This is a genomic window from Macrococcus capreoli (genome assembly GCF_025628935.1).
GTDB lineage: Bacteria > Bacillota > Bacilli > Staphylococcales > Staphylococcaceae > Macrococcoides > Macrococcoides capreoli.
In genome coordinates this window covers 19,777-43,206 of the sequence record NZ_JAOTIS010000002.1, presented here as the reverse complement: position 1 = coordinate 43,206, position 23,430 = coordinate 19,777, and the positions used below count along the sequence as shown (strand labels likewise).

Sequence of the window (23,430 nt, the reverse complement as noted above, 5' to 3'; positions counted from 1 at the left end):
GATGTCTAAACCAACACCAATGATGACGCAATATTTACAAATGAAAGAGCAGTATAAAGATGCAATTCTATTCTTTCGTTTAGGTGATTTCTATGAGATGTTCTATGATGATGCGATACTTGCAGCGAAAGAATTAGAAATCACTTTAACGCGTCGCGATAAAAAGAATGCCATACCGATGTGTGGCGTGCCTCATCATTCTGCAAAAGGCTACATCGAACGTTTAATTGAAAAAGGTTATAAAATTGCAATCGCTGAACAGATGGAAGATCCTAAAATGACAAAGGGTATGGTCAAGCGAGAAGTTGTTCAGATTATTACGCCAGGAACTGTGATGGATGATATGATCAGTGAAAACGAGAGCAACTATTTAGCATGTTTATTTGATGCAGGCGAGGATTATATCATTGCATACAGTGATGTTTCTACTGGAGAATTAAAAGTCACACAATGTGACGAAACGACAATGTTAAATGAAATGAGTAGCATTGCACCGAAAGAAATTATTATTAATGCTGCATTACCATCAAATATTGATCAGCATATGCGCCTGATGACAAATGTTGTTTCATTATATCAATCAGATGTGACGTTTGATATCACTTCTAACTTAAGCGCACAACTTCAGCCAGCCGTGAACTTACTATTAAGTTATATCCGTGATACGCAAATGCGTGCATTAGATCATATTGATCAACCAATAGAATATGCAGCACTCGGACATATGCGCCTGGATATGTATGCAAAGCGTAATTTAGAACTCACTGAAAGTATTCGTCTCAAAACGAAAAAAGGAACGTTGTTATCAATTTATAATCAATGTAAAACGCCGATGGGTAATCGTCGACTGAAAGAATGGATTGAACGTCCGTTAGTGAATAAAGAACAAATTGAAGATCGTTTAACCGTTGTTCGATTATTTAATGATGAATTTTTATTACGACATCAGTTACGAGAAGCCTTAACACACGTGTATGATATAGAACGATTAGCAGGTCGTGTACAATTTGGAAACGTGAATGCAAAGGATTTAATTCAATTAAAGTATTCTTTAGAGCAATTACCGCGCATTAATGAATTACTAAATCCTTTTAGTCATATCGTTAGTGGACTAGAAGGCATTCAAAGTTTAGCGCCACTGTATCAAATGTTAGAGGAAAGTATCGTTGAAGAACCCCCGACAACAATTAAAGAAGGTGGTATCTTTAAAGATGGCTATAATATAACACTAGATGAGTATCGCAACGCACAAAAGAATGGAAAAGCATGGCTTGCAGCATTACAAACGAAAGAACGAGAGCGTACGGGTATTAAATCACTAAAAATTAGCTATAATAAAGTATTTGGTTATTATATTGAAATTTCTAAGGCGAATTTAGTAAATCTTGATATTGCTGAATTTGGATATGACCGTAAGCAAACACTGAGCAATGCTGAACGTTTCATTACAGAAGAATTGAAACAAAAGGAAGCACTCATATTAGGTGCTGAAGAAAAAGCAATTGATTTTGAATACGAAGCTTTTATTCAGTTGCGTGAACAAGTCAAAGCTTATATCCCGAATTTGAAACGCCAGGCGAAACGCATTGCAGAACTTGATTGTTTGCAAAACTTTAGTGAAGTGGCAACAAATAATAACTACACAGAACCGAAAATATCGGATCGACGTGTACTGCAAATAAAAGATGCCAGACATCCAGTTGTTGAACAAGTGATGGAACGTGATCAATACGTTCCAAATGATTGTTTATTAGATGATAATGGCTTTATTTATTTAATAACAGGTCCCAATATGAGTGGTAAATCAACGTATATGCGACAAGTCGCATTGATCAGCATAATGGCACAAATGGGTTCGTATGTTCCGGCAAGTTCTGCAGAATTACCGATATTCGATCAAATCTTTACGCGCATTGGTGCTGCAGATGATTTAGTCAGTGGTCAAAGTACATTTATGGTTGAAATGCTTGAAGCTCGCAATGCACTAGTTAATGCAACTGAAAATAGTTTGATTATCTTCGATGAAATTGGGCGAGGGACTTCAACTTATGATGGCTTATCGCTCGCACAATCAATGATTGAATACGTACACAATCACATCGGTGCAAAAACATTATTCTCAACGCATTACCATGAACTAGTCGGCTTAGATCATTCGCTTGATGGATTAAACAATATACATGTTGCTGCGAAAGAGTATAACGGAGAGCTCATTTTCTTACATAAGATTATGCCAGGTGCAGTCGAAAATAGTTACGGTATTCACGTTGCAAAACTAGCTGATTTACCAGATGAAATCATTAGTCGTGCAGGACATTTACTGGAATCATTCGAAAACTACAGTATTAAAGATTTAAACTTTGTCGGTAGAGATGATCGAAAAAAAGAAAATGAATTGAAAGCACAACACAAAAAAGTAAATCCAGATGAACAAGTAATAAAAGAAAGTCAAGCTGTTATTCAACCAGCATTTGATTTATTCAGTGAATCAGAAAACAATGCGGTCATTTCAGAATTGAAACAATTAACGATAGAATCGATGACGCCAATTGAAGCGTTATTGAAATTACAGCAATTGAAGTCACAAATTAAGTAGGTGAAGTCATGGGAATTATTAAAACACTGGATGCGGCATTAAGTAATAAAATTGCTGCAGGAGAAGTGATCGAGCGACCGCAATCGGTTGTTAAAGAACTTGTGGAAAATGCTATTGATGCTGGCGCTACTAAAATTACAGTTGCCGTTGAAGAAGCAGGATTAAAAAAAATTAAAATCACAGATAATGGTTCGGGTATTGCAGAAGATGATCTCGAGTTAATGTTTTTAAGACATGCGACGAGTAAAATATCAGATGATCATGATTTATTCCATATTCGAACACTTGGATTTCGTGGTGAAGCATTAGCGTCCATTGCATCTGTAAGTCGTGTGACAGTGAATACGTGTTTTGACGGAGCAGTGGGGCATCAGATTAAAGTTGAGAACAGCAAGATTGTCAGTCGAAATTTACACGCAGCACGATTGGGCACAGAAATGATTGTTGAAGATTTATTTTATAATACACCTGCACGATTGAAATACGTAAAAAGTTTACAGACAGAGCTCGGAAAAATTACAGATATCATGAACCGATTTATTATGAGTTTCCCGAATATCCAATTTACATTATTAAGTGACGATAAGCTGCTGATTCAGTCAGTGGGTAATGGTAAATTAAATGAAGCGATGGCGGTCATATATGGGATGAAGATTGCAAAAGATATCATAGAAATTCAAGGGGAAACGGGTGACTATAAAGTTAATGGCTATATTGCTAAACCGGAACACACGCGAAGCAATCGCCATTATATGTCGATATTTATTAATGGCCGTTATATTAAAAATTTTATGATTTCTAAAGCAATCATCAATGGCTATCATACATTATTACCGATTGGGCGTTATCCTATCGTAAGTATTCATATTTCAATGGATCCGAGTCTGGTTGATGTCAATGTTCATCCTACGAAACAAGAAGTTCGTTTATCGAAAGAGCCACAGTTAATGGCACTTATCGAACAGTTAATAAAAGAGCGATTGCTCGGTCAAAGTTTAATACCAAAGGTGAGCACAAAGAAAAAAGTACTGGAACAATTTGAACAACAGAAATTCGAATATGATCAACGCATATCAAAAGAGGTTGTAAAAGAAACGTACAATCCAGATGGTCAGTTTGATGTGAAGGCAAGTAATGCTCAAATGAATACCGCGTCTACAATACATGTACTACCTGCTATCGATGAAGAAAAAATTGAAGAAATTTGTGAGTCACCTGTTCCTAAAGTGCCAGTACAGGAAGTCGCAATGGAACACGATGTTCATCAAAATATCATAAATGATTCACGTGCAGCACATGAGGAAGCGATTCAAATAGAAGAAGGATTAACAGCAACTCAAACGAATAGTTCACGGAAACTACCCTATTTAGAAGTTGTTGGACAAGTTCATGGTACATATATCGTCTGCCAAAATGATGAAGGGATGTTTATGATTGACCAGCATGCCGCACAGGAACGTATTAAATATGAATATTATAAAAATAAAATTGGGGAAGTCAGTCATGAATTACAAACGTTGCTTTTTCCAATCAATATTCAGTTAACCCAGGATGAAGCGTTGAAATTTGAAATGTTACAACATAAACTATCTGAAATTGGCGTAAATCTTGAACATTTTGGTGGTCGTGATTATGTCGTGAATGAAGTGCCCGTTTGGTTTCCTGAAGACGCGAAATCAACTGTAGAAGACTTAGTTGACTATTTATTTGAGCACCAACAAGTTAATTTAAATAAATTTAGAGAAGAAACTGCAATTATGATGAGTTGTAAAAAATCAATTAAAGCGAATCATTATTTAAAAAAGGAAGATATGGAACGATTAATCAATGCATTATCGTATACGAATGAACCTTATACATGTCCACATGGTCGACCGATAACGATACAATTTACAACGTATGAATTAGAAAAATTATTTAAGAGAGTGATGTAAAGATGATACTGCCAGCCATTCGATCGATGAAAGATTTAGAAATATTTATTCAAACGCAATATGACTATTGTGTCATTTTAGATGTTCATATTAGTCAATTAGACAACATATTAAATATGTTAATGGCTCATGACAAGCATGCATTCTTTCATGTTGACTTAATTAAAGGGTTGGCAGTTGATGAAGCGGCAATTGAATATTTAATTCAAAAATTTAAAGTTTATGGAATCGTATCAACGAAACCTAAACTCATTAAAAAGGCAAAAATGTTAGGTGCACAAACGATTTTACGTATTTTTATTATCGACTCATCTGCGCTGAGTAAAAGTTATCGTTTTATAGAACAAAGTGATCCGGATTATGTTGAAGTACTTCCGGGTATTGCAACTAAAGTAATAAAAGAACTCAGTGAATGTATTCGCCCTAAAATTATTGCCGGAGGATTAATTGAAACGGTAGAAGAAGTCGGTACTGCACTTCAGCACGGTGCAACGCATATAACGAGTAGCAACAATATTTTATGGAAACACTTTAATCCTAAGAAATAAATTGACAACGTTTTCACGTTATATTACGATAATTATAAGTTAATAAATTAGGACGAGTAAAAGAGACCTTTTATCTTTGGATAAAGGGTTCTTTTTGTCTTTTTTTAACTAATATTAAAAAGAGGTGATTGTATGAATGCTTATATTGCAGAAGTCGTTGGTACAGCGATATTAATTTTATTTGGTGCGGGTGTATGTGCCAATGTAAGTTTGAAAGGAACATTTGCACGTGGCGCGGACTGGATTGTCATTGCAGTTGGATGGGGACTTGCAGTAACGATGGGGGTCTATGCTGTTGGTTCAATTTCCGGTGCACATCTTAACCCTGCAGTATCAATCGGATTAGCTGTGAATGGTGATTTTGAGTGGTAAAAAGTGCCAGGGTATATCATCGCACAATTGATAGGTGCAATGATTGGTGCAACGCTCGTATGGTTACACTATATGCCGCACTTTAAAGATGAAACGGATGCGGGCACGAAACTAGGTGTATTTGCAACGAGTCCAGCATATCCGAATTACTTTGCTAACTTTATATCAGAGATCATTGGCACAGTTATCTTAATGATGGGTTTATTATTTATTGGAGGTAACAAATTTGCGGATGGATTAAATCCTGTTATTGTTGGGATATTAATTATTGCCATCGGTTTAAGTTTAGGAGGCACGACAGGTTATGCAATCAATCCGGCCAGAGATTTTGGTCCGCGTCTTGCGCATTATTTATTGCCAATACCAGGGAAAGGGACATCAAACTTTAAATATGCAATTGTTCCGATTTTAGGTCCGATTGCGGGTGGCATGTTAGGTGCCTCACTATTCAGGTTGCTATTCAAAGGAAAATTTGAAATGATTGATATGATATCATTTGTGGTATTCATTGTAGTATTAATATTAGGCGTAATCCTAAATAAAATGTTACTAAAAGAAAAAGCAGCATCATTATTATAAAATGAGAATAATAATATGAAATAAAGGGGAATCATAAAATGGAAAAATATATTTTAAGTATCGACCAAGGTACAACGAGTACGCGTGCAATGTTAGTAGATCATCAAGGTGATATTAAAGGCGTTGCACAACGTGAATTTAAACAATACTTCCCCCAATCGGGATGGGTAGAACATGATGCGAATGAAATATGGTCATCAGTATTATCATGTATTTCAAGTGTATTAATCGAATCAGAAGTCAAAGCAGAACAAATTGCAGGTATTGGTATTACGAACCAACGTGAAACGGCGGTTGTGTGGGATAAAACGACTCAAAAACCAATTTATCATGCGATTGTCTGGCAATCACGACAAACACAGGATATTTGTAACGATTTAAAAGCGAAAGGATTAGAACTGGAATTTAGAGATAAAACAGGGCTATTACTTGATCCATACTTTTCTGGGACAAAAGTGAAATGGATACTAGACAATGTTGAAGGCGCGCGTGAAAAGGCTGACAATGGTGACTTACTATTTGGTACTATCGATACGTGGATCGCATGGAAATTATCAGGCGGAAAGGCACACGTTACAGATTACTCTAATGCAAGCCGTACATTAATGTATAATATTTATGACTTAAAGTGGGATGAAGCGTTACTTGAACATTTAACTGTTCCGAAATCGATGTTACCAGAAGTGAAACCTTCAAGTGAAATCTATGCGCATACGGACTCACCACATTTCTTTGGTAATGAAATACCTATTGCAGGTATTGCTGGTGACCAGCAAGCAGCTTTATTTGGGCAAGCTTGCTTTAATGCGGGTGAAGCGAAGAACACATATGGTACTGGATGCTTTATGTTAATGAATACTGGCGAGAAAGCTGTGAAATCTGAAAGTGGATTATTAACGACGCTGGCTTACGGCATTGATGGGAAAGTCAATTATGCGCTTGAAGGTTCAATATTTGTTGCAGGTAGCGCAATACAATGGTTAAGAGATGGAATGCGCATGATAAAAGATGCATCTCACACTGAAAATTATGCGACACGTATTAAATCAAGTGAAGGTGTATATGTTGTTCCGGCTTTTGTTGGATTAGGTACACCATATTGGGACTCAGAAGCGCGAGGTGCTGTATTTGGTATTACAAGAGGCACAGAGAAAGAACATTTTATTCGTGCGACGCTCGAAAGTCTAGCGTATCAAACACGTGATGTATTAGATGCGATGGAAAAAGATTCAGGCATTGAACTTAAGAAATTACGTGTAGATGGCGGCGCAGTTAAAAATGATTTCTTAATGCAATTCCAGTCTGACATATTAAATGTGCCGGTAGAACGTCCGGAAAACAATGAAACAACTGCTTTAGGTGCGGCATATTTAGCAGGAATAGCGGTTGGATTCTGGTCATCAAAGGATGAAATTAAAGAGAAATTCCAATTAGATCATCAGTTTGATCCTCAAATGGACGAAAGTACACGAGAAGACTTATATGATGGATGGCAAACAGCTGTGCGTGCTACACAAGTATTTAAAAGAAATAAATAATTATATCGCAGCAACAGTAATTTCATAGAATTTAGGGTATAGAGTAGTAATATTATTTGGAGGTATGAAAATGAAGCTATCAAGTTTAAATCGAAAAAAAGTCTTAAATCGCATGCAACAAACGGAGTATGACGTTGTCATTATTGGTGGTGGAATTACGGGTGCTGGTATTGCATTTGATGCAGCACAACGTGGCATGAAAGTTGCTCTAGTGGAAATGCAGGATTTTGCTTCTGGTACTTCAAGCCGCTCTACGAAATTAGTACATGGCGGATTACGCTATTTAAAGCAATTACAAGTGGGTGTCGTTGCCGAAACCGGTAAAGAACGTGCAATTGTATTTGAAAATGGACCACATGTCACAACACCGGAACGTATGTTATTACCGATGCATAAAGGGGGTACATTTGGTCCAACAACGACCTCGCTTGCATTAAAAGTATATGATTTCTTAGCAGAAGTTAAGAAGTCTGAGCGTCGTGTTATGCTTTCAGCGAAAGAGACGTTAGCAAAAGAACCGTTAATTAAACCTGATGGATTAAGGGGTGGTGGCTCTTATGTTGAATATCGTACTGACGATGCGCGTATGACTATTGAAGTAATGAAACAAGCGTCAGAATTCGGTGCAGATGTTCTGAATTATGTGAAATCAACAGGTTTCACTTATGACAAGAAAAAGAAAGTGAATGGTATTACAGCGACAGATTTAATAAGTAATACAAAGTTTAATATTACCGCTAAAAAAGTAGTTAATGCATCTGGGCCTTGGGTAGATGAAGTACGAGGTCAGGATTATTCTAAAAATAATAAACAATTGCGACTTACTAAAGGCGTGCATTTAGTATTTGATCAAAGTGATTTCCCGTTACGCCAGGCGATATACTTTGATACAGAACATGATAAACGTATGATATTTGCCATCCCACGTGCCGGAAAAACATATGTAGGTACGACAGATACATTCTATAATAATGACAAACAAAATCCTAAAGTAACACAAGAAGATCGAGATTACATTATTAAAGCAATTAATTACATGTTTCCAAGTGTGGAAATTAGTGATGATGATATTGAATCAACGTGGGCAGGTATTCGACCATTAATTTTAGAAAAAGGAAAAGACCCTTCTGAAATCTCACGTAAAGATGAAATTTGGGAAGGCAAATCAGGTTTATTGACCATTGCAGGGGGAAAATTAACGGGCTACCGCCATATGGCTGAAGATATTGTAGATTTAGTTGCACAACGTTTAAAAGAAGAATACCGATTGTCTTTCCCGGAAAGTAAAACGAAGCATACTCCTATTTCTGGTGGAGATGTTGGGGGCAGTGCAAACTTTGAACGCTATGTTCAGGAACATATTAACCCACAACTTTTTAATATATTGTCTGAAGCAGAACAAAAAGCAATTATCCGTAAATACGGATCTAATTATGATGATCTTTTTGCAATTGCTCAAATCTGCGGGTCATCGACTTATAAAGATATGCCAGTCAGTTTATATGCAGAACTCGTTTACGGCGTACAAAATGAAATGGTTTATCAACCGGTTGATTTCATCATTCGCAGAAGTGGCGATTTATATTTTAATATTCAAAATGTATTTCAATATAAAGCAGCAATCATTCAAGTATTATCCGAATTATTACAATATGATCAAAGCGAAATCGAAATGTACACGAAAGCTTTAGAAGATAAAATTACAGAAGCGATTTCACCATCTGTTCAAGTTTCAAAAGAATAAACGTGTTAAATCGTAATTAAGGATAACCTGTCGACATGGCAGGTTATTTTTTTTCATGTATAATAGTTGAGAGGTGATGATAATCAACATGATTGAACATAAATTTATTACACTTAAAGATAATACGCAACTTGAATTGATTGTAAGTGTCCCAAGTCAACCCATTGGAACAATTCAAATATTACATGGTATGTCTGAACATATTGAACGCTATATTCCAATCGCACAATATTTCAGTCAATTAGGATATGTTGTTGTGATGCATAATCATCGCGGACATGGTAAGCGAATCGATGAAAGTACGCGTGGGCATTTCGATAATGTGGAGCAGCTTGTTCATGATGCATACGAAGTATTGCAAACATTTAAAGTACCTGGACGTACAATCGTATTAGGTCATTCAATGGGGAGTATTATTGCGCGTCTTTATTTAGCATTACATCCGAATGTGTTTGATGACTGTATTCTTGTAGGCACAGGTTATTATGATTATAAGTATCAAAGTTCGATTGCTTTGCTGAAATCATTAATCAAATTACATGGACCAACAGCAATATTGCCTAAAATAAACAATATTAGTACGAAACAATTTAACAAACGATTTCGACCGTTGCGCACGCAAAGTGACTGGTTAAGTCTAAATCAGGAAAACGTCGATCAGTTTGTCGCAGATGATTATTGCGGATTTGATGTTTCATTAAGCGTATTACTTTCAGTGGCGCAATCGATGGGTGAAACACAACAAAGAAAAGTCATTCAGAAGATGGGTTCTAAAGTTAATGTGCTATTTGTTTCAGGAATGGACGATCCGTTTTCTAATTTTGGTAAAGGTATTCATAAATTAGCGAAAAAATATAAGCATAGTGGGATTGACAATGTCACTGTACAACTTTATCAAAATGCGCGACATGAAGTATTAAATGAGAACAATCGACAAGTAGTATTAGAAAATATTAGAAAGTGGTTAAATCGTAATGAATAAAATTCCTTTAATTGTTATAGTTGGGCCAACAGCTGTTGGAAAAACAGCATTAAGTATTGAAATTGCTAAGCGTGTGAATGGTGAAATCATTAGTGGAGACGCAATTCAAGTATATCGTGGTATGGACATCGGGAGCGCGAAAATAACTTCAGAAGAGATGGAGGGCATTCCCCATCATTTAATCGATATACTTAACCCTGATGAAGGTTATTCAGCTGCGCAATTTAAAACGCATGCAGAGCCAATTATTGAAGATATATTCAATCGTGGTAAAACACCGATGATTGTTGGTGGTACAGGTTTATATATTCAGAGTCTACTGTATCAGTACGAATTTGAAGATGAAGATCAACAATTAAAAAATAAATTACAAGAAAAATATAATCATTATTCAACCGAAGTACTTTATCAATTATTACAAAAAACAGATCCACGTGCAGCAGAATCTATTCATCATAATAACAAACAACGGGTAATGCGAGCATTAATCTATTTTGAAATGCATAAAAAATCAATCACGTTGCAAAAAAAAAGTCAGACAATCAACGAAAAGTATGATACATTTATTATAGGACTTAATATGCCGCGTCCTAAATTATATGATAGAATCAACCATCGTGTATTACTTATGATTGACCAGGGATTGGTACAAGAAGTGAGTAACTTAATAGACAGTGGCTATAGAGATAAACAAAGCATGACTGCAATAGGGTATAAAGAGATAATTCCTTATATAGATGGAGAAGTTTCATTGAATCAAGCGGTAGAAAGTTTGCAGCAAAATTCTAGGAATTTCGCAAAGCGTCAATTGACATGGTTTAATAATCAAATGTCGATTGAATGGCTTGACAGTAGTGATTTATCCATGCAAGCGATGGTAAATCAAATTATGACAAATATAGAGGGGAATTATTATGACAAATTCAGGTAATCTGCAGGATGCATTTTTAGAGAAGTACAAAACAAGTGAAACGGAACTAACTGTTTTCTTAACGAACGGCTTTCAAATGAAAGGTACAGTTCTTGACTTTGATAAATATGTTATTTTATTAAAAGTCGGCGATAAAGAGAACTTAATTTATAAACATGCTATAAGTACTTTCGTAGAATAATGTGATGCAAACAAAATGGCAGAACAAATCCAGTGATGGATTTGTTCTTTTTTTAATATAAATATTAATTTATAGATATTGTTCAATCGCTGAAGTGAGTTGTTCTGGCGTTTTAGTTGGCGCGTAACGTCCAACAACATTACCTTCTTTATCCACTAAGAACTTAGTAAAGTTCCATTTAATATTGTCTCCGAGCAGACCTTTCGTTTCCTTTTTTAAATATTGAAATAGTGGATGTGCATTGTCGCCGTTTACATCTATTTTTTCATGCATTGGAAAAGTGACTCCGTAGTTTAAGCGACAGTTTTGTTCTGCTTCAGCACCATCTCCTGGTTCCTGGTTGCCAAACTGATTGCATGGAAATCCAAGTACAACAAAGCCTTGATCTTTAAATTGTTGATATACTTTTTCAAGTCCATCAAATTGTTTCGTGAAGCCGCACTCGCTCGCTGTATTAACGATAAGCATTGCTTGACCTGCATATTTTGATAATGCATATGTTTCATGTTTTGTTGTCGTTACTGAAATATCGTAAATTGACATAAAAATTCTTCCTTCCTGCTTGTTTATTTTTATCATTTAACGCAAACTAATATAAGAGGTGATCACTTGAACGAGACACATGTAACAATTGAACGTGCTCTTATTATAGCAGTTCATTTAAAAAAAGAACCGGAATTTGACTTTCAGGCGAGTGTTTCAGAAATAAAAGCTTTATGTGAGACAGCAGGACTGGAAGTTGTCGATACAATTATTCAAAATAAAGATAGAAAAGATCAATCATTTTATCTTGGTAAAGGTAAAGTTGAAGAGATAATCGAATTAAAAGAACGTGAAGATTTATCGTTTGATGTTGTTGTCGTTAATGATGAATTAACAAACTCACAATCAAAACATTTAAATGATATGCTGGATGTCAAAATAATAGATAGAACCCAAGTAATTCTAGACATTTTTGCGCAACGTGCACGCAGTAGAGAAGGTAAATTACAAGTAGAATTAGCGCAATTAGAGTATTTATTACCTCGATTATCAGGGCATGGGCAGTCGTTATCAAGACTTGGTGGGGGTATAGGAACACGAGGTCCGGGAGAAACGAAACTGGAAATGAACAGACGACATATCCGCAATAAGATCCACGATATTAAAACGCAATTGGAAGTCATTAAAGCGCACCGAACACGCTACCGTGAGAATAGACAAAAGAAACAGATGTTTCAAGTTGCATTAGTCGGTTATACGAATGCAGGTAAATCGTCGTGGTTTAATCAATTGACTGAAAGCGATACTTTTATGGAAGATAAATTGTTTGCAACGCTTGATCCGAAAAGTAAAATTATGAAAGTTAATGATGGGTTCAATTTATTATTGAGCGACACAGTTGGATTTATTCAGCACCTACCGACGCATTTAGTCGAGGCATTTAGTTCCACTTTGGAAGAAGCGAAATATGCTGATGTTATAATACATGTCGTTGATAGAAGCCATCCAAATTACTTAAACCATATTGATACGGTTAATACCATTCTATCTGAACTTGAAATGAAACATATACCGATATTAACTGTGTATAATAAAAAGGATTTAATACAACCTGAAGTATTACCGATAGGACCGAATGAAATCGTTGTTTCAGTATATGACGCGGAAGATGAACATCGTCTAAAGACAGCGTTAATTAAAATCATTAAAAATGAAATGGCACCTTACCATGTTCAAATGCTCAATTATGATGGTCAAACAATTTCGATTTTAAAACAAACAACGTTAGTAGATGATATTTCATTTAATGAGGCAATCAATCTATATGAAATTTCAGGTTACGAAAATCCACTAAATGGTGTGACGGCACATTTACTAAAGAGTGGTGTCGTTGAAAATATTATGACGAGAACTGAGGATGACAATGGAAATAACACACAATAAAAAACTACAACAATTAATTGACAAAGCTGATATAACAGTAATGGAACAATTTAAACGTATTGAGCAAATGGCTTTATTTAATCAAAAGAAAGTTTTAGATGCATTTAATGCAGTGAAAATCTCTGAAGGTGATTTAGTAGGGTCGAATGGCTATGGTTATGATGACATGGGACGTGATAATTTAGAAGCGGTTTACAGTCATGTGTTTAAAGCAGAAGATACGATTGTGAGACCACAAGTTATTTCGGGTACTCATGCCATTACATTAGCGCTACAAGCTAATTTAATGCATGGTGATGAACTGATTTATATAACAGGAAAGCCATATGATACGTTACTTGAAGTAATCGGAGTAGAAGGTAATGGAATTGGCTCATTAATGGAATCAGGTGTGAAATATCAACATGTAGAATTAAAAAATAATCAAATCGATATACAGAGCGTATTATCTGTTATTTCGGATCAAACGAAAATGGTTGCGATTCAACGTTCAAAAGGATATAGTTCGAGACCCTCGTTAACGATAGCACAAATTGAATCAACAATTCATGCGGTAAAACAAGCATACCCAAACGTTATTGTCTTCGTTGATAATTGTTACGGCGAATTTGTTGAAGATCGTGAGCCGATAGAAGTAGGAGCAGATTTGATAGCAGGTAGTTTAATTAAAAACCCTGGTGGTGGTATTTGCAAAATTGGGGGGTATATTGCTGGGCGAAAGGATTTAATTGAGCGTATCGGTTATCGCCTTACAGCACCGGGGATTGGAAAAGAAGCTGGTGCATCATTATACAGTTTGCATGAAATGTATCAAGGCTTCTTTTTAAGTCCGCATGTTGTAAGTCAATCGTTAAAAGGGGCAGTCTTTATGAGTGCGATATTAACAGCCCTGGGATTAGAGACGACGCCTAAATATGATGATTTTAGAACAGATTTAATACAATCAGTAACATTTAATGATAAAGAAAAAATGATTCTATTCTGTCAGGCAATCCAAAGTGCTTCACCAGTAAATTCACAATTTTTACCGATGCCAGCATATATGCCGGGGTATACCGATGACGTTATTATGGCAGCGGGTACTTTTATACAAGGGGCCTCAATTGAACTGACTGCAGACGGTCCAATTCGTGCGCCATATGAAGCCTATATTCAAGGTGGATTAACTTACGAGCATGTTAAACTGGCGACGATAAAAGCCATTGAAAATTTAATAGAAAAAAAGGTAATTCACCTTTAAAACAAATCCATGTAAGCTTTTCTTACATGGATTTGTTTTTTGAAAAAAGATGTGTTAATTTATAGATAGTTCTTATTGGAGGTGCTGATATGTCAAGTGATACAGTCAGAAGAAATATGCCAGTGTTTCCAATCGGTATCGTTATGAAATTAACAGCTTTAAGTGCTAGGCAAATACGATACTACGAAGAACAGAAACTCATTACACCAGAACGGTCAGATGGTAATCAACGATTGTTTTCTATGAATGATTTAGATACTTTATTAGAAATTAAACTGTTACTTGAAAAAGGCTTTAATATGAAACGGATTAAAGTAATGATGGCAGAGCAAAAGCATGACTACCGAACTTCTTATGAAGTGAAAGAAATGTTATATTCTGATGTGAGTGAGCTGAATAGAACGACAGATATACCAATTAACCGTGGGGATTTATCAAGATTTTTCAAATAAATATTATTGGAGGCTATTATGGCTAAATACACAAGAAAAGATATTGTTAGACTTGCAGAAGAATCAAATGTTCGTTATTTAAGATTACAATTTACTGATATTTTAGGGACAATTAAAAACGTAGAAGTACCGATTAGTCAATTAGAGAAAGTATTAGACAACGAAATGATGTTTGACGGATCTTCCATTGAAGGATTTGTTCGTATTGAAGAATCTGATATGAAATTATATCCAGATTTAGATACTTGGGTCATCTTCCCATGGACTTCTGATAAAGGTAAAGTCGCTCGCTTAATTTGTGATATTTATAAACCAGATGGCACACCATTCTCTGGTGACCCTCGTGCTAACTTAAAGCGTGTCTTAAAGGAAATGGAAGAACTAGGATTTACTGAGTTTAACTTAGGACCTGAACCTGAATTCTTCTTATTCAAATTGGACGAAAAAGGTGAACCAACTTTAGAACTTAATGATAATGGAGGCTACTTCGACTTAGCGCCAACAGATTTAGGTGAAAACTGCCGTCGTGATATCGTATTAGAATTAGAAGATATGGGCTTTGATATTGAAGCAAGTCACCATGAAGTTGCTCCAGGGCAACATGAAATTGACTTTAAATATGCAGATGCTGTTACTGCGTGCGATAATATTCAAACATTTAAATTAGTTGTAAAAACAATTGCACGTAAACATAATTTACATGCAACGTTTATGCCAAAACCATTATTTGGTGTTAACGGGTCTGGTATGCACTTTAACGTATCATTATTTAAAGGGCCTAAAGAAAATGCATTCTATGATCCAAAAGGTGAAATGGAATTATCAGATGATGCACGTCATTTTATCGCTGGTATTATTAAAAACGCGCGTGGGTTCACAGCTGTTTGTAACCCATTAGTCAACTCATATAAGCGTTTAGTACCAGGATATGAAGCACCATGTTACGTTGCATGGAGTGGCCAAAACCGTTCACCATTAATTCGTATTCCTGCTTCACGCGGATTATCTACACGTGTAGAAGTACGTTCAGTAGACCCTGCAGCAAATCCATATTTAGCATTAGCGACTATATTACAAGCAGGTTTAGATGGTATTAAGAACAAATTAGAAGTACCAGCACCAGTCGATCAAAATATTTATGAAATGAATCGTGAAGAGCGTGAAGCGGTTGGTGTTGAAGATTTACCATCAACATTATACACTGCGATTAAAGCGATGAAAGAAAATAAAATTATGAAAGAAGCTTTAGGTGACCATATTTATCGCCAGTTCATTAACTCTAAGAGTATTGAGTGGGATATGTACAGAATTCAAGTATCTGAATGGGAACGCGAGCAGTATATGAAACAATATTAATTAGTTTAAACCCTTGAAGTCATTGACTTTGAGGGTTTTCTTTATGTGTCCTAAAAAGATTAGAAGTTTTCTTGGAACACATTTAAGTTTCGTTTTTTCTGTATTACTACATATATTTACACAAAATTAATATCTTTTTAGTATGATAAAGATAAAATAAATCACACAATTATTTTTACTAAAAAAAGGTTATGGATGCTATTTTTTATTTTTATGTTAAACAATTATTGAATATTTTTTCAATTTACTATATGATATTTGAGATTAGGTATAAATATTATTTGTATATTTATGAGATAAATAGAAATAATATGTATAAATGAACATGATGGGGGCAATATAATGCCGGAAAAGATTAAGAAACAATTTGAAGCGTATTCTGAAGCGGTAAAGATAGATTCTCCGCTCTATAGTTATATAACGAAACATATTGTGACGGATTCAGCATTAATGTTAAAAATTAAACCACATTTTTTTAATGCGCATTTTATTTCACTCTATTTAGCATCGGTTGTTAAGCATTTATACTTACATGAAAGTGAATTGAGAGATTATTTTTTAAATTTTACGAATGACCCGAAGAAACCTTCTAAAGACATGATAAAGTTATTTTTAGAATTTCAGGAGGAACATTTTGGTGGCATCTTAAAAGATATCGAACATTATAATTTAAAGAAAAACATTGTAGAACGCTCGTCAGTACTGATTCCAGTATTTCAACACATTATTAAACTAAGTGGTCAGGAGAAGTTTAATGTTGTTGAACTGGGTTCAAAGGGCGGTTTATTACTGAATTATGATTGGTATGGTTATACATTTAACAAGAAAATTGAAATTGGTAACACCGATGACTTTAATATAAAAGTAAAAATCAACGGATATGATGATGGTTTCGATATCACAACACTTGCGCATCCACATAAAAAAGTAGGCATTACAAAAAATAAAATTGACTTAACGCTGGATGAAGATTATTACTGGCTTATGAGTTTATATTATCCGGAAGAAACGAAACGTCGTAAACATTTTATTAAAGCGCGTAAAGTATTTTTAGATCATCCGGTAGAAATATTAGAGGGGGAAGAACTGAAAATATTGCCGACTGTATTGTCATCTTTACCTGAGGATGAAGCAGTTATTTTGTTCCACGTGCATGTTACAAAAAATTGGTCAGATGAAAAGAAACAGCAACTGATGCAAATCATTAGTGCATTTTCAGAAACGCATGAAATTTATCATGTGCATCATCAAATATTTAATAATGATATTTATTTAGATTCATTTATCGATGGTAAATTACAACGACTGAAATTAGCGAATTTCGATTTAAATGCGTTAACGATTGAATGGTTGCATAATCAAAAAGTCATATTTTAATGTATTGTACTGTTATTTAACAAATTGAATGTGCAAAAAAAAAAAAAAATGTCTATCATCGTAATTTGATGTTAGACAATTTTTTTTGAATTTTATTGTTCGTCGTCGTTGCAATAAACATAAAGTCTTTTTATGATGCAGTGAAATACGCATCATAAATCGCTTTAACCGCTTGATCAGCATCACTTTCACAGATGCCAAACATCATGCTAATTTCTGATGACCCTTGGTTAATCATTTTTAAATTTATTTGATGCTGCTTAAATGCTTCTGTCGCTTTATTTGCAGTACCAATCAACGTCTTCATGCCAAGACCAACAACCATTAATATCGCAATATCTTTCTCAACTGTTATTTCATCGACATGTAGCGTCGTTTGGATTTCATTCAATAATGTATTGAGATTATTATTAAATTGATTCTTCCTTATGATAATACTCAGATCATCTATCCCTGAAGGCATATGTTCATATGAGATTTGATAATCCTCCAATATTGTTAATAATCTTCGTGTAAACCCAATTTCTCTATTCATTAAATATTTTGTAATATTAATACTTACAAAGCCAGTGTCACAGCTCACACCAACAACACCTGTAGATTCACGTGATTTTGTAATCATCGTTCCGGGGTGATCAGGATCATTCGTATTCTTAATATTCACTGGGATACCTTCTTTATATAAGGGCATCAACGCCTCATCATGAAAAACATTAAATCCGGCATATGATAATTCGCGCATTTCAGCATAAGTTAAATTATGAATTGCAGCAGGATTGTCAATTATCGTTGGATTTGCTGCGAAAATACCTGAAACATCCGTATAGTTTTCATATACTTCGGCTTGTACACTTCTTGATAAAATTGCACCCGTAATATCACTTCCACCGCGAGAAAATGTAACAATATCACCGTGATAATTTACACCGAAAAAGCCTGGAATAATAATCTTGCCATCAGTATTTTGAATCATTGAATTGATTAAATCGTAACTTTTTTCAAGAATGATGGCGTTACCAGGTTCATCACTAACAATCATTTTTATATCTTTTGGTGATAAATAAGTCGTTTTGATTCCGTTTTGACAATTAAATGCTGCAATGATCTGTGCATTAAAGTCTTCGCCGGTACTCTTTAATGCATCGAGTAAACGGAGAGGCTGGTTATGATATTGGTTAATATATTGTTCTAATTGTGCATTAAATTTAATTAGTAATGAATTTTTTAATGGAAGTTCTTCTTCAATGGAACGAAAACGATCGAGAATACGTTGTTTTTCATCGTCGTATTTTTCACTTAATATCACTTTGTTATATAACTGTATTAATAAATCAGTTACTTTAATATCTGCTGTATATCTTTTCCCGGGTGCTGAAACAATCGCTATTTTTCGGTTGTCGCTTTCATTGAGTATGTCGAGTACCTTTTTTATTTGTGCTGCATTAGCGACACTACTGCCTCCAAATTTACATACAATCATGGAATCACTCTTTCTATAAACATTTTAACTTTACATTATGGTTGACTTAGTTATACTATATATATAATTCTTTTTTAAGAATACATTTGTATTTTTAAGAAAAACAGGAGGTTGCAATGAAACAATTAAAGATTGGATTACTTGGTTTAGGAACGGTTGGAACAGGTGTGATACGTATTATTGAAGATAATTATGAACAAATAAAAGAAAAATTAAATATAGATATTCAAATCGTCTCAATTGGCGTAAAAAATATAAAAAAAGAACGTGATATCGATGTCAAAAAGTATCATTTGACGGATAATCTATTGTCTATTGTACAAAGTGATATTGATATTTTAATAGAAGTGATGGGCGGAATTGAACATACATATGAGTTAATTGCTACCGCTTTAAACAATAAAATTCATGTTATTACAGCAAATAAAGATTTACTAGCTGAGCATCTTGAAGCGTTAGAAAAGTTATCTCGTGAGAACAGTGTGTCTTTAAAATATGAAGCGGCAGTTGCAGGTGGGATACCGATTATTAATGCGTTAAATTATGGATTAAGTGCAAATGGTATAACGCATTTTATGGGGATATTTAATGGCACAAGTAATTTCATATTAAGTAAGATGAGTAAAGAAAGATTAACCTTTGATGATGCATTACAAATTGCAACGGATTTAGGTTATGCAGAAGCTGATCCTACTGCAGATGTTGATGGGATTGATGCACAGCGTAAAGTCGTGATTATGAGTTATTTAGCATTTAATCAGTTTAATGCGTTAACTGATTGTTCTGTAGAAGGGATTCGTGATGTTCGTCTTAGTCATATTGAACTGGCGAAACAGTTAGGGTATCGCATTAAACTCATTGGTAATGGGTTGTATGATGGTAAGCAAGCACATTTATCAGTTGCACCAACTGCGATTCCTTTATATCATCAACTTGCCCATGTTGAGAATGAATACAATGCAATTTATATAGATGGCAATGCTGTAGGTGACACGATGTATTACGGCAAAGGTGCAGGCAGTTTAGCAACAGGTAGTGCTGTTGTAAGTGATTTATTACATGTCATTGAAATACTTGATACGGATAATCATAATTTACCGTTACATTTAGAAGTGACAACACGTAGTGAACAGGACGAACAATTATTCCATCAACTCATTATGCTTGATTTATACGCAGATAGTAATTTGAATCAAATTTTAAGTGAAATAGTTTATAAACAGTTTATTGTTCAGGATGGTATCGCAGCAATTGAATGTCTTAATTTAAATCAAGCACAAATAAATGAAATTAATGCATATATAGAAACGTTAGACATGCATTATAAAAACTATAGAATTGAAGGTGTTTAAGATGAAACGATGGAAAGGATTAATTGCTGAATATAAGGAATATTTACCTATTAACGAGAATACGCCACTGCTTAGTTTGAATGAAGGAGGCACACCATTAATTCATATGCCATTTTTATCTGAAATGTTAGAGAATGAAGTGTATGTCAAATTAGAAGGTGCAAATCCAACAGGCTCATTTAAAGACCGAGGAATGGTGATGGCTGTTGCTAAAGCAAAAGAACAAGGTAAAGAAATCGTTATTTGTGCTTCTACAGGGAATACATCTGCATCAGCCGCAGCATACGCTGCTCGTGCTGGATTAAAGACAATCGTCGTAATCCCTGAAGGGAAAATTGCAATGGGTAAACTAGCACAAGCCATTATTTATGGTGCCGAGATTGTTTCAATCGAAGGAAACTTTGATGAAGCATTAAATATTGTTCGTAAAGTGAGCGAAATGCGTGACGATATTGCATTAGTAAATTCAGTGAATCCTTATCGTTTAGAAGGTCAAAAGACAGCCGCTTTTGAAGTCATTGAGCAGTTAGGTGAGGCGCCAGAAATTCTTGCAATACCTGTCGGTAACGCCGGGAATATTTCAGCATACTGGAAAGGGTTTAAAGAATATGCAGAGAAAAATCAATCAGCATTACCAAAAATGTATGGTTTCCAGGCAGAGGGTGCAGCACCGCTCGTGAAAGGTGATGTCATTGAACAGCCCGAAACAATTGCAACAGCAATACGAATTGGAAATCCTGCAAGCTGGAAGTTAGCTGAGGATGCTCGAGATGCATCTGGAGGCCTCATTGATGCAGTATCGGATGCAGAAATATTAAATGCATACAGTATCATTACAAGCAAGGAAGGTGTATTTGCAGAACCTGGTAGTAACGCGAGTATCGCAGGATTAATTAAATTGCATGAAGCGGGTCAACTCCCTAAAGGTAAAAAAATCGTCGCTGTATTAACAGGAAATGGACTGAAAGATCCTCAAACTGCAATTGACACAATTGATGTTAAACAAAAAGCGTTGAAAAACGATGAACAAGCTATAATTTCATATATTGAGTCGGTGATATAATGTTATATATTAAAGTACCCGCTTCGACATCAAACTTAGGTCCAGGGTTTGATTCAATTGGTATGGCTGTTAACTTATATTTAGAACTGGAAGTATGTGAAAATGAAACATGGGATATTCACCATTTCGGTGAAGCAATAGCAGATTTAGAAAATAACGAAAATCATTATATTCGAAAATATTGTAAATACTTTTTTGAAAAATTTAATTTAGAAGCGCGATGCTTTTCAATTGTAATGCATTCAGATATCCCGCTTGCAAGAGGTTTGGGTAGTTCCGGCTCAGCACTTATTGCCAGTCTTGAAATAATAAATTACTTTTACGGACTGAAACTATCGAAGGAAGAGAAAGTGAGACTTTTATCTGAAATAGAAGGACATCCCGACAACGTAGCACCAAGCATCTTAGGTGGTGTTGTTGTCGGATATTATAATAAGAAACAGCACATTACGAAGACGTTGCAAGTTCCTGTCATAGAATGGCCAATACTTGTTGTGATCCCGAATTATGAATTACAAACAAGTGTTGCACGTGATGTTTTGCCGAACGAATTAGCGTATAGTACAGCTGTTGAAGCAGGCGCTATCGGTAATATGTTAATTGCCTCACTTTATGCAAAAGATTACGTCACAGCGGGGCAAATGATGCAGCAAGATATGTATCACGAACCGTATCGTAAACATTTAGTACCACATTATCAATTCGTGAGAGATGCAATAACAGGCGATTGTTTTGCGTTTTTAAGCGGTGCAGGACCGTCAATTTTCGTTGTTTGTAGTCCAGATCACTTTAATGAAAATTTTCGCGCATTAAATCTTTTACAAAATTGTGAAGTGAAACATATTCAGGTGGATGTAAACGGTGTCATATCATACGAAAAATAATCATTTATGATACGATATAAGTATTAAAATGATATGGAGTGAATATAATGCAATACAAAATGATCGTGTTAGATATGGATGATACATTATTAACTTCTAATAATACTATTTTGCCATCTACAAAAGATGCTTTAATTAAAGCACAGCAACAAGGTATCAAAGTGGTATTAGCTTCAGGAAGACCAACAGGTGGTATGTTAGCTGCTGCTAAAGCATTACAGCTAGCTGACTTTGGTTCATATATATTAAGTTATAACGGTGCTGAAGTGACTGATATGTCAACAGGAGAATTAATAGCTGCAACACATGTTAGTAAACAATCTTTTGATGCAGTATATGATTATTTAAGAGCGCGCGACGTGTTTGTATTAACATATATTAATAATACGATTGTATTTGAAGGTACGCATGAATATATGAATGTTGAACATGAATTAACGGGATTACCGATGCAACCTGTTGAAGATTTAAAAGCTTTTGTAACTGGTGATGTTCCAAAGTTAATGGGCGTTGATGATATAGAGAAAATTAGCGCGATGAATGAAGCAATTGGCGGAAGCTTTAATGAAGACATTCATGCGACAACATCTAAACCATTTTTCTTAGAGTTTATGAATAAAGATGTTTCAAAAGGTAAAGTGTTAAAGCAGCTTGTAGAAAAGTTAGGGATTAAACAAGAAGAAGTAATGGCTTTCGGTGATAGTAATAATGATAAAGACATGTTAGAGTATGCAGGTCTTGGTGTTGCGATGGGAAACGCAAATGATAATATTAAACAAATCGCTGACGTTATTACAGATGACCATAATCAAGATGGTATAGCTAATATTGTTAACAAATATATATAAAATGAACACGCAATGAAATTCATCATTGCGTGTTCATTTTATATATT

19 protein-coding genes and 1 pseudogene are annotated in these 23,430 nt (G+C 35.0%); 18 read left to right on the top strand and 2 right to left on the bottom strand.

Features of this window, described 5'->3' with window-relative positions; genetic code table 11:
* The first annotated feature begins 1 nt into the window (after position 1).
* The 9 genes and pseudogenes from mutS (at position 2) to hfq (ending at position 11,405) form a co-directional block, all read left to right on the top strand.
* Positions 2-2,596, top strand: coding sequence for a DNA mismatch repair protein MutS (gene mutS, locus OCL94_RS01845; protein WP_262993972.1), 2,595 nt, complete (start codon positions 2-4; stop codon positions 2,594-2,596).
* A gap of 8 nt (positions 2,597-2,604) precedes the next feature.
* Entirely contained in the window at positions 2,605-4,530 is a 1,926-nt protein-coding gene (gene mutL / locus OCL94_RS01840; protein WP_262993970.1) for a DNA mismatch repair endonuclease MutL, read from the top strand.
* Between the two features lie 2 nt (positions 4,531-4,532).
* Complete coding sequence (locus OCL94_RS01835; RefSeq protein WP_262993968.1) at positions 4,533-5,078, top strand: glycerol-3-phosphate responsive antiterminator; 546 nt, start codon at positions 4,533-4,535, stop codon at positions 5,076-5,078.
* Between the two features lie 132 nt (positions 5,079-5,210).
* Positions 5,211-6,029, top strand: a pseudogene (locus tag OCL94_RS01830) (MIP/aquaporin family protein).
* 38 nt (positions 6,030-6,067) lie between these two features.
* Complete coding sequence (gene glpK, locus OCL94_RS01825) at positions 6,068-7,567, top strand: glycerol kinase GlpK (protein WP_262993966.1); 1,500 nt, start codon at positions 6,068-6,070, stop codon at positions 7,565-7,567.
* Positions 7,568-7,637: 70 nt separating this feature from the next.
* Positions 7,638-9,311, top strand: a complete 1,674-nt coding sequence (locus OCL94_RS01820; protein ID WP_262993964.1) for a glycerol-3-phosphate dehydrogenase/oxidase — start codon at positions 7,638-7,640, stop codon at positions 9,309-9,311.
* A gap of 88 nt (positions 9,312-9,399) precedes the next feature.
* Positions 9,400-10,293 carry an alpha/beta fold hydrolase gene (locus OCL94_RS01815; protein WP_262993962.1) on the top strand — a complete coding sequence of 298 codons (894 nt, stop codon included), beginning with the start codon at positions 9,400-9,402 and terminating at the stop codon, positions 10,291-10,293.
* A complete protein-coding gene (gene miaA, locus OCL94_RS01810) occupies positions 10,280-11,224 on the top strand; it encodes a tRNA (adenosine(37)-N6)-dimethylallyltransferase MiaA (protein ID WP_411268465.1) in 945 nt (314 codons plus the stop codon). Before OCL94_RS01815 ends, miaA begins: the two co-directional genes overlap by 14 nt.
* Positions 11,208-11,405 carry an RNA chaperone Hfq gene (gene hfq, locus OCL94_RS01805; protein ID WP_262993958.1) on the top strand — a complete coding sequence of 66 codons (198 nt, stop codon included), beginning with the start codon at positions 11,208-11,210 and terminating at the stop codon, positions 11,403-11,405. Before miaA ends, hfq begins: the two co-directional genes overlap by 17 nt.
* 69 nt (positions 11,406-11,474) lie before the next feature.
* Here the strand turns inward: hfq and OCL94_RS01800 are convergent, their stop codons facing one another.
* Entirely contained in the window at positions 11,475-11,948 is a 474-nt protein-coding gene (locus OCL94_RS01800; RefSeq protein ID WP_262993957.1) for a glutathione peroxidase, read from the bottom strand.
* Positions 11,949-11,999: 51 nt separating this feature from the next.
* On the opposite strand from OCL94_RS01800, the gene hflX reads away from it, so the two are divergent.
* From hflX to OCL94_RS01775, 5 genes are all read left to right on the top strand, one after another.
* Positions 12,000-13,331, top strand: a complete 1,332-nt coding sequence (gene hflX, locus OCL94_RS01795; protein ID WP_411268464.1) for a GTPase HflX — start codon at positions 12,000-12,002, stop codon at positions 13,329-13,331.
* Positions 13,312-14,571 carry a methionine gamma-lyase family protein gene (locus OCL94_RS01790; RefSeq protein ID WP_262993955.1) on the top strand — a complete coding sequence of 420 codons (1,260 nt, stop codon included), beginning with the start codon at positions 13,312-13,314 and terminating at the stop codon, positions 14,569-14,571. Before hflX ends, OCL94_RS01790 begins: the two co-directional genes overlap by 20 nt.
* A gap of 89 nt (positions 14,572-14,660) precedes the next feature.
* On the top strand, positions 14,661-15,023 hold the full coding sequence (locus OCL94_RS01785) for a MerR family transcriptional regulator (protein WP_262993954.1): 363 nt from the start codon (positions 14,661-14,663) through the stop codon (positions 15,021-15,023).
* Positions 15,024-15,041: 18 nt separating this feature from the next.
* Positions 15,042-16,379 carry a type I glutamate--ammonia ligase gene (glnA, locus tag OCL94_RS01780; RefSeq protein ID WP_262993953.1) on the top strand — a complete coding sequence of 446 codons (1,338 nt, stop codon included), beginning with the start codon at positions 15,042-15,044 and terminating at the stop codon, positions 16,377-16,379.
* A gap of 342 nt (positions 16,380-16,721) precedes the next feature.
* Positions 16,722-17,756, top strand: a complete 1,035-nt coding sequence (locus tag OCL94_RS01775; RefSeq protein WP_262993952.1) for a DUF2332 domain-containing protein — start codon at positions 16,722-16,724, stop codon at positions 17,754-17,756.
* Positions 17,757-17,886: 130 nt separating this feature from the next.
* Here OCL94_RS01775 and OCL94_RS01770 read toward each other — a convergent pair whose 3' ends face one another.
* Positions 17,887-19,236, bottom strand: a complete 1,350-nt coding sequence (locus tag OCL94_RS01770) for an aspartate kinase (protein ID WP_262993951.1) — start codon at positions 19,234-19,236, stop codon at positions 17,887-17,889.
* Positions 19,237-19,352: 116 nt separating this feature from the next.
* Between OCL94_RS01770 and OCL94_RS01765 the strand changes: the two genes are divergently transcribed.
* Genes OCL94_RS01765 through OCL94_RS01750 form a run of 4 tightly spaced genes read left to right on the top strand, consistent with a single transcriptional unit; the run spans position 19,353 to position 23,383 of the window.
* Positions 19,353-20,588, top strand: coding sequence for a homoserine dehydrogenase (locus OCL94_RS01765; RefSeq protein ID WP_262993949.1), 1,236 nt, complete (start codon positions 19,353-19,355; stop codon positions 20,586-20,588).
* A 1-nt stretch (position 20,589) separates the two neighbouring features.
* Positions 20,590-21,651 (top strand): threonine synthase, encoded by a 1,062-nt coding sequence (thrC, locus tag OCL94_RS01760; protein WP_262993947.1) that lies wholly within the window; start codon positions 20,590-20,592, stop codon positions 21,649-21,651.
* Complete coding sequence (thrB, locus tag OCL94_RS01755; protein WP_262993945.1) at positions 21,651-22,535, top strand: homoserine kinase; 885 nt, start codon at positions 21,651-21,653, stop codon at positions 22,533-22,535. Before thrC ends, thrB begins: the two co-directional genes overlap by 1 nt.
* Before the next feature lie 44 nt (positions 22,536-22,579).
* Positions 22,580-23,383, top strand: a complete 804-nt coding sequence (locus OCL94_RS01750; protein ID WP_262994356.1) for a Cof-type HAD-IIB family hydrolase — start codon at positions 22,580-22,582, stop codon at positions 23,381-23,383.
* Positions 23,384-23,430 lie beyond the last annotated feature (47 nt).

Excerpts from the sequence above, each read along its gene's own strand:
- mutS (WP_262993972.1), top strand. The coding sequence starts at position 2 with ATGTCTAAACCAACACCAATGATGACGCAATATTTACAAATGAAAGAG.
- mutL (WP_262993970.1), top strand. The coding sequence starts at position 2,605 with ATGGGAATTATTAAAACACTGGATGCGGCATTAAGTAATAAAATTGCT.
- OCL94_RS01835 (WP_262993968.1), top strand. The coding sequence starts at position 4,533 with ATGATACTGCCAGCCATTCGATCGATGAAAGATTTAGAAATATTTATT.
- glpK (WP_262993966.1), top strand. The coding sequence starts at position 6,068 with ATGGAAAAATATATTTTAAGTATCGACCAAGGTACAACGAGTACGCGT.
- OCL94_RS01820 (WP_262993964.1), top strand. The coding sequence starts at position 7,638 with ATGAAGCTATCAAGTTTAAATCGAAAAAAAGTCTTAAATCGCATGCAA.
- OCL94_RS01815 (WP_262993962.1), top strand. The coding sequence starts at position 9,400 with ATGATTGAACATAAATTTATTACACTTAAAGATAATACGCAACTTGAA.
- hfq (WP_262993958.1), top strand. The coding sequence starts at position 11,208 with ATGACAAATTCAGGTAATCTGCAGGATGCATTTTTAGAGAAGTACAAA.
- OCL94_RS01800 (WP_262993957.1), bottom strand. The coding sequence starts at position 11,948 with ATGTCAATTTACGATATTTCAGTAACGACAACAAAACATGAAACATAT.
- OCL94_RS01790 (WP_262993955.1), top strand. The coding sequence starts at position 13,312 with ATGGAAATAACACACAATAAAAAACTACAACAATTAATTGACAAAGCT.
- OCL94_RS01785 (WP_262993954.1), top strand. The coding sequence starts at position 14,661 with ATGTCAAGTGATACAGTCAGAAGAAATATGCCAGTGTTTCCAATCGGT.
- glnA (WP_262993953.1), top strand. The coding sequence starts at position 15,042 with ATGGCTAAATACACAAGAAAAGATATTGTTAGACTTGCAGAAGAATCA.
- OCL94_RS01775 (WP_262993952.1), top strand. The coding sequence starts at position 16,722 with ATGCCGGAAAAGATTAAGAAACAATTTGAAGCGTATTCTGAAGCGGTA.
- OCL94_RS01770 (WP_262993951.1), bottom strand. The coding sequence starts at position 19,236 with ATGATTGTATGTAAATTTGGAGGCAGTAGTGTCGCTAATGCAGCACAA.
- OCL94_RS01765 (WP_262993949.1), top strand. The coding sequence starts at position 19,353 with ATGAAACAATTAAAGATTGGATTACTTGGTTTAGGAACGGTTGGAACA.
- thrC (WP_262993947.1), top strand. The coding sequence starts at position 20,590 with ATGAAACGATGGAAAGGATTAATTGCTGAATATAAGGAATATTTACCT.
- thrB (WP_262993945.1), top strand. The coding sequence starts at position 21,651 with ATGTTATATATTAAAGTACCCGCTTCGACATCAAACTTAGGTCCAGGG.